Origin of the sequence: Shinella daejeonensis (genome assembly GCF_024281235.1) — a bacterium.
GTDB lineage: Bacteria > Pseudomonadota > Alphaproteobacteria > Rhizobiales > Rhizobiaceae > Shinella > Shinella daejeonensis.
This window is the reverse complement of record NZ_JAHWXY010000004.1, coordinates 186,700-199,865: the sequence shown is the minus strand read 5'-3', so window position 1 is coordinate 199,865 and position 13,166 is coordinate 186,700. Positions and strand designations below refer to the sequence as shown.

Annotated in this window: 10 protein-coding genes; 2 read left to right on the top strand and 8 right to left on the bottom strand. The window is 66.2% G+C overall.

The window, feature by feature from the left end:
• Positions 1 to 119: 119 nt before the first annotated feature.
• Both KYK29_RS13670 and KYK29_RS13665 read right to left on the bottom strand, forming a co-directional pair.
• Positions 120 to 503, bottom strand: a complete 384-nt coding sequence (locus KYK29_RS13670) for an AGROH133_08824 family phage infection protein (RefSeq protein WP_254691459.1) — start codon at positions 501 to 503, stop codon at positions 120 to 122.
• Between the two features lie 69 nt (positions 504 to 572).
• Positions 573 to 2,777 carry a primosomal protein N' gene (locus KYK29_RS13665; protein ID WP_254691458.1) on the bottom strand — a complete coding sequence of 735 codons (2,205 nt, stop codon included), beginning with the start codon at positions 2,775 to 2,777 and terminating at the stop codon, positions 573 to 575.
• Positions 2,778 to 2,998: 221 nt separating this feature from the next.
• Between KYK29_RS13665 and KYK29_RS13660 the strand changes: the two genes are divergently transcribed.
• A complete protein-coding gene (locus KYK29_RS13660) occupies positions 2,999 to 3,934 on the top strand; it encodes a tyrosine recombinase XerC (RefSeq protein WP_254691457.1) in 936 nt (311 codons plus the stop codon).
• A 149-nt stretch (positions 3,935 to 4,083) separates the two neighbouring features.
• A complete protein-coding gene (locus tag KYK29_RS13655; protein WP_254691456.1) occupies positions 4,084 to 5,190 on the top strand; it encodes a TraB/GumN family protein in 1,107 nt (368 codons plus the stop codon).
• Here KYK29_RS13655 and KYK29_RS13650 read toward each other — a convergent pair.
• The 6 genes from KYK29_RS13650 to KYK29_RS13625 form a co-directional block, all read right to left on the bottom strand.
• Positions 5,168 to 5,716, bottom strand: a complete 549-nt coding sequence (locus KYK29_RS13650; protein WP_254691455.1) for a DUF2867 domain-containing protein — start codon at positions 5,714 to 5,716, stop codon at positions 5,168 to 5,170. The genes KYK29_RS13655 and KYK29_RS13650 overlap by 23 nt on opposite strands.
• Positions 5,717 to 5,853: 137 nt before the next feature.
• A complete protein-coding gene (lpdA, locus tag KYK29_RS13645; protein WP_254691454.1) occupies positions 5,854 to 7,260 on the bottom strand; it encodes a dihydrolipoyl dehydrogenase in 1,407 nt (468 codons plus the stop codon).
• Positions 7,261 to 7,284: 24 nt separating this feature from the next.
• Positions 7,285 to 8,037 (bottom strand): SDR family oxidoreductase, encoded by a 753-nt coding sequence (locus KYK29_RS13640; protein WP_254691453.1) that lies wholly within the window; start codon positions 8,035 to 8,037, stop codon positions 7,285 to 7,287.
• Between the two features lie 119 nt (positions 8,038 to 8,156).
• A complete protein-coding gene (locus KYK29_RS13635; RefSeq protein WP_367880995.1) occupies positions 8,157 to 8,618 on the bottom strand; it encodes an adenylyltransferase/cytidyltransferase family protein in 462 nt (153 codons plus the stop codon).
• A gap of 146 nt (positions 8,619 to 8,764) precedes the next feature.
• On the bottom strand, positions 8,765 to 9,988 hold the full coding sequence (gene odhB, locus KYK29_RS13630) for a 2-oxoglutarate dehydrogenase complex dihydrolipoyllysine-residue succinyltransferase (RefSeq protein ID WP_254691452.1): 1,224 nt from the start codon (positions 9,986 to 9,988) through the stop codon (positions 8,765 to 8,767).
• Between the two features lie 107 nt (positions 9,989 to 10,095).
• Entirely contained in the window at positions 10,096 to 13,092 is a 2,997-nt protein-coding gene (locus KYK29_RS13625) for a 2-oxoglutarate dehydrogenase E1 component (RefSeq protein ID WP_254691451.1), read from the bottom strand.
• Between the last annotated feature and the right edge of the window lie 74 nt (positions 13,093 to 13,166).

The window sequence follows — 13,166 nt, the reverse complement described above, 5'->3', positions numbered from 1 at the left end:
TTTCCTGAATTTCGCGGTTCGTCTAGCATAGGACGTGCGGACTCGCAACACGCCTGCCGAAGGAATGCGCCTAACTCGGGCCTGGAGGACACAAAAAGTTCCGCGCCCCGCTGCTGCCCCTACAGGAAACCGAAGGCATAGCCGAGCGGCAGGCCGGCCAGAACGATCTCCACGGCGAGGATTGCAAGGTTGCCGGGTGAGGCGGAACCGTCCGACATCAAAGACAGGATGCGGCCGAAGGCGGCAAGGGCGAAAGCGCCGCCGATCGCCATATAGATCCAGCTTTGCGCCATCAGCAGCGCGACGACGGCGAGCCCGGCCCGAAAGCCGCCGGCCGAGCGGGCGAAGGCCAGCCCCTCGCGGGAAGGCCCGGCAAGCGAAAGGCCGGCCAGCCGCAACGTCAGGCGCGGCGCGAAGAGCCCGAAAAGTCCGATGACGCCGGTCAGAAGGGCCGCGCAAAAGGCCAGAAGCTCGCCGGTTTCCTCCGGTATGTAAAATTCCATGCCGCGTCTCCCCCTGTCGGCGTCCGCTTTCACCTGTCTATCGCATAGCGCCCGGCCGCCGCAAAGCCCTCACAGAAAGCTCTGGGGATCGATGTCGATCTGAACCTGGAGCGAGGCCCGTTCCTTCGGTCCCTGCGCCAGCATCCGGCGCAGGAAACCCTGCATGTCGCTGCCGCGACGGCCATGCACCAGCAACCGGAAGCGATGACGGCCGCGGATCAGCGCCAGCGGAGCCTCCGCCGGCCCGAGCACGGAAATGCCGTCGGCCTGGGGCGCGGCCTGACGCAACGCGCGCGCGTGGGTCTCCGCCTCGCCGCGATTGTCGGCGGAGACGATGACCGAAGCCAGCCGGCCGAACGGCGGCAGCAGCGCCTTTTCCCTTTCCCCGACCTCGCGATCGTAGAAGGCGTCCGGATCGCCCGAGACGATTGCCTGCATGACCGGGTGGAGCGGCTGGTAGGTCTGGATGAGGCCATGGCTCTTCAGCCCGGCGCGGCCGGCGCGGCCGGTCACCTGATAAAGCAGCTGGAAGGTGCGTTCGGCCGCGCGCGGATCGCCGTTCGAAAGCCCGAGATCCGCATCGACGACGCCGACCAGCGACATCCGCGGGAAATTGTGCCCCTTGGCGACGAGCTGCGTGCCGATGACGATATCCGCCTCGCCCCGGGCGATCGCCTCCAGTTCCAGCCTCAGCCGCTTCACGCCCATCAGGTCGGACGACAAAACGATGGTGCGCGCTTCGGGGAAGTGACGCTCCACCTCCTCAGCGATGCGCTCGATACCCGGCCCGCAGGCGGCGAGATGGTCGAAGGTGCCGCATTCCGGACAGGCTTCCGGCGTGCGCTCGCCATAGCCGCAATGATGGCACTGGATCTGGCCGCGGAAACGGTGCTCGACCAGCCAGCTTGAGCATTGCGGGCACTGGAAGCGATGGCCGCAGACCCGGCAGAGCGTCAGCGGCGCATAGCCGCGACGGTTCAGGAACAGCAGCGCCTGCTCGCGCTTTTCGATGGTGCGGGCAATGCCGCGCAGCATGACCGGAGAGAGGAAGCCGCCGCGCGCCGGCGGATGGCGGCGCATGTCGACGAGATGGAGGTCGGGGAGCGCCGCATCGCCGTAGCGGGTTGGCAGATGCAGCTTGCGATAGCGCCCGACGTCGCTGTTGACCCGGCTTTCCACCGAGGGCGTCGCCGAGACGAGGACGGCGGGGAAATCGCCGATGCGCGCGCGCACCACCGCCATGTCGCGGGCGTTGTAGAAGACGCGATCCTCCTGTTTGTAGGCCGGATCGTGCTCCTCGTCGACGATGACGAGCCCGAGGTTCTCAAACGGCAGGAAGAGCGCCGAGCGCGCACCGGCCACCACGCGCACATCGCCGGTCGTCACCTGCCGCCAGACCTTTTCGCGGGTGCGGGGCGCAAGGTCGGAATGCCATTCTGCGGGCTTTGCCCCGAAACGGTCCTGGAAACGCTCCAGGAAGCTCGCCGTCAGCGCGATCTCCGGCAGGAGGATCAGCACTTGCCGGCCCTTTCTGAGCACCTCGGCGATCGCCTCGAAATAGACTTCCGTCTTGCCCGAGCCGGTGATGCCATCGATCAGCGAAACGGAAAATTCGCCCGTCCGCACGCTCTCGACCAGTTCCGCCGCGCTCTGCGTCTGCGGGCCTTCGAGGCGCGGCGCGACGTAATCCGGATCGGGCGGAGCGACGACCGGCGGCGGCGGCAGGAAGACGGTCTCGAACGTGCCCTGTCTCACAAGCCCGTCGATGACGCTCGCCGACGTGCCGGAGGCGTGCGCAAGGCCGGAGCGGGTCCAGGCGGCGCCGTCCCCGATCAGCTCCAGCACCCGTTCGCGGGCGCTCGTCAGCCGTTCCGGCCGGTGGCCGGTATAGCGAAGCCCCTCGATCATCGGTTCGGGATCGAAGGCGGCCGGCGCACGCAACGCCATGCGCGCCACGAGGCCGGGCGGCGTCAGCGTATAGGCGGAGACCCAGTCGAGGAAGTCGCGCATCTCCCTCGACAGCGGCGGGCAATCGAACACCTTCTCGATGGGTCGCAGCTTCTTTGGATCGATGCCGCCGTCGTCGCCGCCCTCCCAGACCACGCCCGCCACCAGACGCGGCCCGAGCGGCACCTGCACGATCGAGCCGGGCTCGACCGCCATGCCGTCCGGCACGCGATAGGAATAGGGCGCAGGCGTCGGCACCGGCACCAGTACGGGCACGGTGCGCGGAAAGAGCTTCTCCCCGAAAAGATCGGTCGAATCGCTGGTCATGTCCTTGTTCATGCGCGGCGAAGATGCCCCCGTCGCGACCGGAAGGAAACCGTAAAGATTTCCGTCTTCCTGACGGAGGATAAATGGATGGCCGGCCTTCTTGCCGGGAGGGCGGCAAGCGTTAGCAAATCCCTAACGGAAACCGGCGATCATCGGAAAGGCGCCTCGATCGCGAGGCCGGCGGAAAGGCGCGAGCGCTTGTCAACGAATTCGCACATGCAATGAACGAATTTCTCATCATCGCCGATCCGGCGCTATTGGCGCAACGGCAGGCCTGGCTTGCAACGCTTGCGGACGAGCGGCGCCTGTCGAAGCACACGCTCGACGCCTATGAGCGCGACACCCGGCAGTTCTTCACCTTCCTCACCGGCCATCTTGCCCAGCCGGCGCGGCTCCAGGATATCGGCGCGCTTCGCCCGGCGGACCTGCGGGGGTTTCTTGCCGCACGGCGGCGGGACGGCGCCGGCGCGCGCACGCTGGGGCGGGGACTTGCGGGCCTGCGCTCCTTCCTGCGCTATCTGGAGCGCAAGGGGCTCGCCAATGCGGCGGGCGCGGCGGCGATCACATCGCCGAAACAGCCGAAGTCCCTGCCGAAGCCGCTGACCGACCGGCAGGCCGTCGCCGTCGTCGACGCCGGCGAACAGCTTGCGGAGGAACCGTGGATCCGGGCGCGCAACGCCGCCGTTCTGACGCTGCTCTACGGCTGCGGCCTGCGGATCTCCGAGGCGCTGGGGCTGACGCCCGTCGATTTTTCCGGCGCGCCGACGGCGCTGCGCATCACCGGCAAGGGCGGCAAGACCCGCATCGTGCCGTTGATCGCGGCGGCGCGGGCCGCCGTCGACCTCTATCTCGGCCTTTGCCCCATGGTGCTTGCCGAAGACAGGCCGCTCTTTCGCGGCGCGCGCGGCGGCCCGTTGCAGCCGGCCATCATCCAGCGCGAGATGCAGAAGCTGCGCGGCGCGCTTGGCCTGCCCGACAGCGCCACGCCCCATGCGCTGCGGCACTCCTTCGCGACGCATCTGCTGGCCGGCGGCGGCGACCTGCGAACCATCCAGGAACTGCTCGGCCACGCCAGCCTGTCGACGACCCAGGTCTATACGGGCGTCGATTCGGCGCGGCTGCTGGAGATCTACGACCGCGCGCATCCACGCGCCTGAACCGGTGCGCAAGCCCCGCCCGGATGCGCCCGCATTTAAGACATTATAAGAAATCGGACGCTAGGGTCATTCCAGCAGAGGTGCGCAGCGGTTTTGCGTCCGGCAATGCGGAAGTGCTCTGGCATCGCCGCGAAACGACAGGAGTCTCCATGACCGCTCGATCCTTCGCACGCCAGCGCGGCCCGCTTGCCGACCGGCTCGCCGACGCGGCGCTCGGGATGCTGGCCGCCGTCCATGTGCTTGCCGCGCTCGCCGTCCTCATCGTGCTGTTTTCCCTCTCGCCGGCGCGCGCGCAGACGGCGGCGGAATGCGGCGGCGACAACCTGCTCGTCCGGATGGAGAAGGACGATCCCACCGCCTTCGCGACGGTGCGCGCCGAAGCGGACGCGGTCCGAAACGGCAAGGGCATCTTCTGGAAGATCGAGAAGGATGGCGTGGAGCCCTCCTGGCTGCTCGGCACCATGCATGTAACCGATCCGCGGGTGGTCGCCATGCCGGAGCCCGCCCGCGCGGCCTTCGCCGCCGCCGGAACCGTTATTATCGAATCGGACGAGATCGCCGACGAGAAGAAGGCCGGAGCGGCCATCCTCGCCCGTCCCGACCTCACGATGTTCGCGGCGGGAGGGCGCATCACCGATCTTATCGACGCCAGGGAAACGGAGGTGCTTTCCGAAGGGCTTCGCAAGCGCGGCATTCCCCTTTCCGCCGTCGTGCGCATGAAACCCTGGATGATCATGAGCTTCGTGGCGCTGCCGGCCTGCGAGACGGCCCGCAAGGCGAAAGGCATCGCCTTTCTCGATCAGCGTCTTGCGCGCGACGCGCTTGCCGAGGGCAAGACGCTGCAAGGGCTGGAAACGCTGGTCGAGCAGATTTCCGCGCTCGACTCTTTACCGATGGAGCCGCAGGTCCAGGGACTGATCCAGACGCTGAAGCTCGGCGACGCCCTGCAAGACGTGACGGAGACGATGATCCAGCTTTACCTCGCTGGCGAGACCGGAACGATCATGCCGATGATGCGCGCGGCAACGCCCGAAACCGCCGACGGCGCCGAAGCCACCGGTGATGACGCCGAAGCCTATGCGGATTTCGAGCAGCGCATCATCGTCGACCGTAATCATCTCATGGCCGAACGCGCCGCACCGATGCTTGCGCGGGGCAATGCCTTCATGGCGGTCGGCGCGCTGCATCTGCCGGGCGAAGAAGGGGTCGTGGAACTCCTCCGCCGGCAGGGTTTCACCCTTTCCCGCGTCGAGTGAGCGTCAGCGCCGCGTCGCCATCTCCATAGGCTTCGCCTGTCCTCTTCCGTTCGCGGGGCCCGGGCCGGTCGATCCCGGCGAGCAGGCCGCGCAGCACATATTTGTGAAAAGGCAGGACGGCGGCGAGATAGAGCCTTGCGGGCAGGCTCCTGCGGCGCAGCAACGTCATGAAGCTCAGCGTCTGGCCGCGCGGCCGGTCCTGCCGGACATCGATGACGATGCGGAAATCCAGATGCCGGCCATCGGCGCCGAGCACGACACGGTCGTCGCCGGCGCTGATCACCGGGATCCCGCCGATCGTCGCGCCGTCCTCTGCGGGCGTTTTCTTCCAGCCGAAGGGCGCGACCAGACGGTTGCGCGAGACGAGGAAGGCGCGGATGCGCAACGGCGGACGCTCCAGCGTCAGACGGGCCGCGTGCCGCGCCGTCAGGCCGCCGGCCGGCAGACGCAGGGTGAAACGGTCGGCCCAGTCGGCATCCGGCAGCAGCGGGTGAGGAAGAAAGACAGGCCTCGAAACGGGGGACATATGAACCATCCTTTGCGAGGTCCCATGGTGTGCCCGTTTACGGCGGCGGAACAGGCGGCCCGTTGTCGCAGCCGCCCGAAGGCGGCCGGCGAACGGCAGGCCGCCTGATTCTTCACAAGCTCCGTACTACGGCCGCCTCACATATGAAGCGGCTTGAAGAAGGCGGCGAGCGCTGCTTCCTTCACGGCTTCCGACATCGTCGGATGCGCGTGGCAGGTGCGGGCGAGATCCTCCGCCGAGCCGCCGAACTCCATCAGCACGGCCGCCTCGTGGATCATCTCGCCGGCACCGAAGCCGACGATATGCACGCCGAGCACCCGATCGGTCTCCTTGTCCGACAGGACCTTCACGAAACCGTCGGTCGCCATCATCGCGCGGGCGCGGCCATTGGCCGTGAAGGGAAACTTGCCCGCCTTATAGGCGACGCCGGCAGTCTTCAGTTCTTCCTCCGTCTGGCCGACGGACGCGACTTCCGGCTGGGTATAGACCACGCTAGGGATGACGTCGTAGTTCACATGGCCGGCCTGGCCGGCAAGGATCTCCGCGAGCGCCACGCCTTCGTCCTCGGCCTTGTGGGCGAGCATCGGCCCGCGCACCACGTCGCCGATCGCATAGACGCCCTCGACGCTGGTGCGGAAATGACCGTCGATCTCGACGCGGCCGCGGCTGTCCATGGCGACACCGGCCTCGGCGAGCCCGAGACCGTCCGTATAGGGCTTGCGGCCGGTGGCGATCAGCACGACATCGGCGTCCAGCACCGTCGCCTCGCCGCCCTTGACCGGCTCGAAGGTCACCTTCGCGCCCTTGCCGCCCTTCTCCACCCCGGTCACTTTCGCGCCGAGCTTGAAGTCCATGCCCTGCTTGGCCAGCATGCGCCGGTACTGTTTGGAAACCTCGCCGTCCATGCCGCCGAGGATCGTGTCGAGATATTCGACCACCGTCACCTTGGAACCAAGGCGGCCCCAGACGGAGCCGAGTTCGAGGCCGATCACCCCGCCCCCGACGACCACGAGATGGCCCGGCACCTTTTCGAGCGCGATGCCGCCGGTCGAGGACACGATCACCTTTTCGTCGATCTCGACGGGAACGCCCGGAATGCCGGCGACGTCCGAGCCGGTGGCGATAACGATGCTCTTCGTCTCCAGCACCTGTTCCTCGCCATTGTCGCCCGTGACGGAAACCTTACCCTGGCCCAGCACCTTGCCGGTGCCGCGGATACCGTCGATCTTGTTCTTCTTGAACAGAAAGGCGACGCCGTCGACATTGGCCTTCACCGTCGCATCCTTATGCCCCATCATCTTCGCAAGGTTGAGCGTCGGCTTCACGCCCTCGATGCCGAGCGGCTCCATGCCGTGGGCGGCATGGGCGTAGGTCTCCGAGGCGTGCAGCAGCGCCTTGGAGGGAATGCAGCCGATATTGAGGCAGGTGCCGCCGTAGGTGGCGCGCCTTTCGACCACCGCCACCTTGAGACCGAGCTGGGCCGCCTTGATCGCGCAGACATAGCCGCCGGGACCGGAGCCGATAACGATGAGATCATATGCCATGACAAGTCCTTCCTGCACGGGCGCCTAGCGGCCGCCGCTGACGTTGAGGGCGGCACCCGTCACATAGGATGCCGCATCGGAGAGAAGATAGACAATGGAATGCGCGACCTCGTCGGCGGTGCCGGGGCGCTGCATGGGGATAAGCGGCGCCATTTCGCGCGCCCGGTCCGGCAGGCCGCCGGCCGCATGGATATCGGTCTCGATCACGCCGGGACGCACGAGATTGACGCGGATGCCCTCCGCCGCCACCTCGCGGGAAAGCCCCACGGTGAAACTCTCGATCGCCCCCTTGCTGGCGGCGTAGTCGACATATTGGCCGGCCGCACCGAGGATCGCCGCCATGGAGGAAAGATTGACGATGGCCCCGCCCCGTCCGCCATGACGCGTCGACATGCGGCGCACCGCCTCCTGCGCGCAACGGATCGAGCCGATGACGTTGACGGCGAACATGCGCTCCAGCCGTTCGGCGGATATCTCGTCGACCCGTTGCGGCAGGGCGACGATCCCGGCGTTGTTGACAAGCCCGTCGAGCCGGCCGAAGGCTCCGTCGACGGCGGCGAAGATCGATGCGAGGCCGGGTTCCGAGCCGACGTCGCCCTGGACGGCAAGCGCCGACCCTCCGGCCGCGCGGATATCCGCCACCACCGCGTCGGCGGCCTCGATATTCGAGACGTAGTTTACCGCCACCTGCCAGCCGGCGGCCGCCGCCAGCCGGCATACGCTTGCGCCGATGCCACGGCTGCCGCCGGTGACGAGAAGAACCCGGGCTGTGCTCATGCGTCATATCCTTTCAAGGGGAAGATATTCCGGAAGTACCCGCCGCCGCGCCCGCTTCGGATGCGACGCTGCCGGCAGGTCTGCAATATCGCCGTATCGACCAAGCCCGTCCCTTCCGCTCATGCATCCAGCTGGGTGATGATCGTGCGAAGCGCCTCGAGACCGCGGTGCAGTTCCGCGATCTTGTCGCCCTTGAAGGCGCTGAGCGCCGCTTTCAGTTCCGTGCTCGAAATACCGCCGGTGCGGGGAAGATAGGCGACCTCGCAAAGCGTGCCGTAATGGTCGAACTTCCCCTGCCAGTCGTCGCCCATGACGAGGACCGACGCCTGGAAACGGCGGATATCGTCCTCCTTCTGCTGCCAGTCGTGTTCGGGAAAAACCTCGTCGACGCAGGTGAGCGCCTGAAGGATTTCCGCCCGGTGGGCATAGGGAATGACGCTGAGCTTGCCCTTGACGGCGTTGAACTCGTCCGATGAGACGCCGACGACGAGGCGGTCTCCCAGCCCGCGAGCCCGCTCCAGAAGCCGGATATGGCCCACATGGAGAAGATCGAACGTGCCGTAGGTGAGTATCGTTTTCATGGGACCTGTTGCCCTGCCCTGCCCCGGAACGCCGCGTCCCGCCCGCTTGCCCCGACCTCATTCCTAGCAGAGATCGCCGGCGATCGGTATGCGGATGGATAAGGCGGCGCGACGCCCATGGCCGCGCCGCCTGCGATATCCCGCTCTCAGAGATCCAGAACCAGCCGTTCCGGGTCTTCCAGGCTTTCCTTGACGCGGACGAGGAAGGTCACGGCCTCCTTGCCGTCGACGATGCGGTGATCGTAGGAGAGCGCCAGATACATCATCGGCCGGATGACGATCTGGCCGCCGACGACGACCGGACGTTCCTGGATCTTGTGCATTCCGAGAATGCCGGATTGCGGCGCATTGAGGATCGGCGAGGACATCAGCGAGCCGTAGACGCCGCCGTTCGAGATGGTGAAGGTGCCGCCCTGCATGTCCGCCATGGAAAGCTCGCCGTCGCGGGCGGCCCGGCCGAGACGGCCGATCTCCTTTTCGATCTCGGCGATCCCCATCTGATCGGCATCGCGCACCACCGGCACGACGAGGCCCTTGTCCGTGCCGACGGCGACGCCGATATGGCAATAGTTCTTGTAGATGATGTCCGTGCCGTCGATCTCGGCGTTGACGGCCGGCAGTTCCTTCAGCGCATGCGTGATCGCCTTGGTGAAGAAGCCCATGAAGCCGAGCTTCACGCCATGCTTCTTCTCGAACAGATCCTTGTAGCGGGTCCGCAGATCCATGACGGCCTTCATGTCCACCTCATTGTAGGTGGTGAGCATGGCGGCGGTGTTCTGCGCATCCTTGAGGCGTCTGGCGATGGTCTGGCGCAGCCGCGTCATCTTCACCCGCTCCTCGCGCGGCGCATCGGCCTCGGAAGACGGCGCACGGGCGGCGGCCTTGGCCGGCTCGGCGGCGGCCGAAGCCGTGATCCCCTTGGCGACGGCGGCGATCACATCGCCCTTCAGCACCTGGCCGCGCTTGCCGGAACCGTCGACCTGATCGGCCGAAAGGTTGTTTTCCGCAAGCATCTTGGCGGCGGCGGGCGCCGGCGGCATGGTGGATCCGGCAGCCGGCTTCGCCTCTGCTGTGGTCTGCCCGGCCTCTGCGGCGGCGGGCTTTTCAGCCGCCCCGGCGGCCGGAGCGGCAGCGCCCTCGGCGATCTGGCCGAGCAGGCCGCCCGGCTCGACCGTCTCGCCGTCATTGGCGGTGATTTCCGACAGCACGCCGGAAACGGGCGCCGGCACTTCGATCGTCACCTTGTCGGTTTCCAGTTCGCAGAGCGGCTCGTCGACCTTGATGGCGTCGCCGACCTTCTTGAACCAGGTGCCGACGGTCGCTTCGCTGACGGATTCTCCCAGGGTCGGGACGCGGATTTCGGTAGCCATGATTTAAGTTCCGTTCGTTCGTGTCTTTGTCGCTGTGACCGGAGCAAGACCGGGAAGACCGTGATGCGGGTCTTCGTCCGGAATTGCGCGAAAGGCTGCCGGGCGGATCAACCGCCCAGCGCATCCTCAAGGAAGGCGGCGAGTTGCGCCAGATGTTTCGACATCAGGCCCGTGGCCGGCGAGGCGGCGGCCGGTCGCCCGGTATAGCGCACGCGCTGGTACTTGGCTTCGATATGGGCAAGCACCCATTCGAGATAGGGATCGATGAACGCCCAGGCGCCCATGTTCTTGGGCTCTTCCTGGCACCAGACCATCTCGGCGTTGCGGAAGCGCGACAACTCGTTGATCAGCGCCTTGGCCGGGAACGGATAAAGCTGTTCCAGGCGCAGCAGGTAGACATCGTCGATGCCGCGCTTCTCGCGCTCTTCCAGAAGGTCGAAATAGACCTTGCCGGAGCACATCACGACGCGCCGGATCCTGGCGTCCTTCTGCAACTTGATCGGACCGTCCTTGATGACCTCGGCATCGTCCCACAGCAGGCGATGGAACGAGCTTTCCCCCGCCATTTCCGACAGCGAGGACACCGCGCGCTTGTGGCGCAGCAGCGACTTCGGCGTCATCATGATCAGCGGCTTGCGGAAGTCGCGCTTCACCTGGCGGCGCAGGATGTGGAAATAGTTCGCCGGCGTCGTAACATTGGCGACCTGCATATTGTCCTCGGCGCACATCTGTAGCCAGCGTTCCAGCCGCGCGGAAGAATGTTCCGGCCCCTGGCCTTCATAGCCGTGCGGCAGCAGGCAGACGAGGCCCGACATGCGCAGCCACTTGCGTTCGCCCGACGAGATGAACTGGTCGAAGAGGACCTGGGCACCGTTGGCGAAGTCGCCGAACTGGGCCTCCCAGAGCGTCAGCGCATTCGGCCGGGCAAGCGAATAGCCGTATTCGAAGCCGAGCACGGCCTCTTCCGACAGCATCGAATTGATGACCTCGTAGCGCGCCTGGGTCGGCGAGAGGTTGGCGAGCGGAATATAGCGGTCCTCGGTCTCCTGATCGTAGAGCACCGAATGGCGCTGCGAGAAGGTGCCGCGTTCGCAGTCCTGTCCGGAAAGACGGATCTTCGTGCCTTCGACGCAGAGCGTGCCGAAGGCCAGCGCCTCGCCCATCGCCCAGTCTATGCCTTCGCCCGTCTCGATCATCTGGGCGCGATTGTCCATGAAACGCTGGATGGTCTTATGGGCGCGGAAGCCTTCCGGGATGGTCGAGATCTTGCGGCCGATCTCCTTCAGCGACTTCATCGGCACCGAGGTCTTGCCGCGGCGCTGTTCGTCCTGATTGTCGGCCGTGCGAAGCCCCGACCAGGCGCCGTCGAGCCAGTCGGCCTTGTTCGGCTTGTAGGACTGGCCGGCCTCGAATTCCTGTTCGAGATTGGCGCGCCAGTCCGCCCGCATCTTCTCGAATTCGCCCTCGGTGATAAGGCCTTCGGCGATGAGGCGCGCGGCATAGAGCTGCACGACCGTCTTGTGGGCGCGGATCGCCTTATACATCTTCGGCTGCGTGAACGCCGGCTCGTCGCCTTCGTTATGGCCGAAGCGGCGATAGCAGAACATGTCGACGACGACCGGCTTGTGGAACTTCATCCGGAATTCGGTGGCGATCTTGGCGGCATAGGTGACGGCCTCGGGGTCGTCGCCGTTGACGTGGAAGATCGGCGCCTCGATCATCTTCGCCACGTCGGACGGATAGGGCGAGGAGCGCGAGAAGGCCGGATTGGTGGTGAAGCCGATCTGGTTGTTGATGATGAAATGCAGCGTGCCGCCGACCCGGTGGCCGCGCAGGCCCGACAGGCCGAGGCATTCGGCGACGACGCCCTGGCCGGCGAAGGCGGCATCGCCGTGCAGCAGCAGCGGCAGCACCTTGACGCGTTCGCGCAAGGGGATGATGTCGCCCTCGAAGACGGTGGCCATCACGTCCTGCTTGGCGCGCGCCTTGCCCATCACCACGGGGTTGACGATCTCCAGATGAGACGGGTTGGCCGTCAGCGACAAATGCACGCTGTTGCCGTCGAACTCCCGGTCGGAGGACGCGCCGAGATGGTACTTCACGTCGCCCGAGCCCTCGACGTCGTCCGGCGCGAAGGAGCCGCCCTTGAATTCGTGGAAGATGGCGCGGTGCGGCTTGCCCATCACCTGCGAAAGGACATTGAGGCGGCCGCGGTGCGCCATGCCGAACACGACCTCCTTGAGGCCGAGCTGGCCGCCGCGCTTAATGATCTGCTCCAGCGCCGGGATGAGCGACTCGCCGCCGTCGAGGCCGAACCGCTTGGTCCCCTTGTACTTGACGTCGATGAACTGCTCGAAGCCCTCCGCCTCGATCAGTTTCTGGAGGATCGCGCGCTTGCCTTCCGGCGTGAAGCCGACGCCCTTGTCGGGACCTTCGATCCGGCTCTGGATCCAGGCCTTTTCTTCCGGGTTGGAGATATGCATGAACTCGACGCCGATGGTCGAGCAATAGGTGCGCGTGAGGATATCGACCATCTCGCGGACGGTCGCATATTCGAGGCCGAGAACATTGTCGATGAAGATCCTGCGGTCGAGATCCTTCTCCTCGAAGCCGTAGTTCGAAGGCGACAGTTCGTCGTAATCCTCGACCGGCGCGGCGATGCCGAGCGGATCGAGCTTGGCATGGAGATGGCCGCGGGCGCGATAGGCGCGGATCATCATGATGGCATGCACCGAATCGTTCGTCGCCTGCCGGACGTCGGCGGCATCGACCGGCGCGCCCGTTGCGGCGGCGGCGGCTTCCGCCTTGGCCTGCACCTTCTTCCCGATGACCTTCTCGACGGCGCCCCAGTTGCCGTCGAGCGCCGAGACAAGCTCGCCGTTGGCCGGGATCGGCCAGTTCTCGCGCTTCCAGGACGCGCCCCTTGCCGCCTTCACGATGTCGGAGGGCTGGTCGGCGAGCGCCTCGAAGAACGTCCGCCATTCCTCGCCGACGGAGGACGGGTCGGCTTCGTATTTCGCGTAAAGCTGTTCGATATAGGCCGCGTTCGCGCCGTCGAGGAAGGAAGTGGCCAGGAATTGTTCGTTAGCGTCTTGCCGTGCCATGGTATCTTGCGGGTATCGCACCCGCCTCCCGAGCGATCGTGTTGACCGGGGTTTTCCCGGCTTGCCGCCCGGCG

What these genes read in the sequence shown, in the direction of transcription:
- KYK29_RS13670 (WP_254691459.1), bottom strand. Translation starts at nt 503, where the DNA reads ATGGAATTTTACATACCGGAGGAAACCGGCGAGCTTCTGGCCTTTTGC.
- KYK29_RS13665 (WP_254691458.1), bottom strand. Translation starts at nt 2,777, where the DNA reads ATGACCAGCGATTCGACCGATCTTTTCGGGGAGAAGCTCTTTCCGCGC.
- KYK29_RS13660 (WP_254691457.1), top strand. Translation starts at nt 2,999, where the DNA reads ATGAACGAATTTCTCATCATCGCCGATCCGGCGCTATTGGCGCAACGG.
- KYK29_RS13655 (WP_254691456.1), top strand. Translation starts at nt 4,084, where the DNA reads ATGACCGCTCGATCCTTCGCACGCCAGCGCGGCCCGCTTGCCGACCGG.
- KYK29_RS13650 (WP_254691455.1), bottom strand. Translation starts at nt 5,716, where the DNA reads ATGTCCCCCGTTTCGAGGCCTGTCTTTCTTCCTCACCCGCTGCTGCCG.
- lpdA (WP_254691454.1), bottom strand. Translation starts at nt 7,260, where the DNA reads ATGGCATATGATCTCATCGTTATCGGCTCCGGTCCCGGCGGCTATGTC.
- KYK29_RS13640 (WP_254691453.1), bottom strand. Translation starts at nt 8,037, where the DNA reads ATGAGCACAGCCCGGGTTCTTCTCGTCACCGGCGGCAGCCGTGGCATC.
- KYK29_RS13635 (WP_367880995.1), bottom strand. Translation starts at nt 8,618, where the DNA reads ATGAAAACGATACTCACCTACGGCACGTTCGATCTTCTCCATGTGGGC.
- odhB (WP_254691452.1), bottom strand. Translation starts at nt 9,988, where the DNA reads ATGGCTACCGAAATCCGCGTCCCGACCCTGGGAGAATCCGTCAGCGAA.
- KYK29_RS13625 (WP_254691451.1), bottom strand. Translation starts at nt 13,092, where the DNA reads ATGGCACGGCAAGACGCTAACGAACAATTCCTGGCCACTTCCTTCCTC.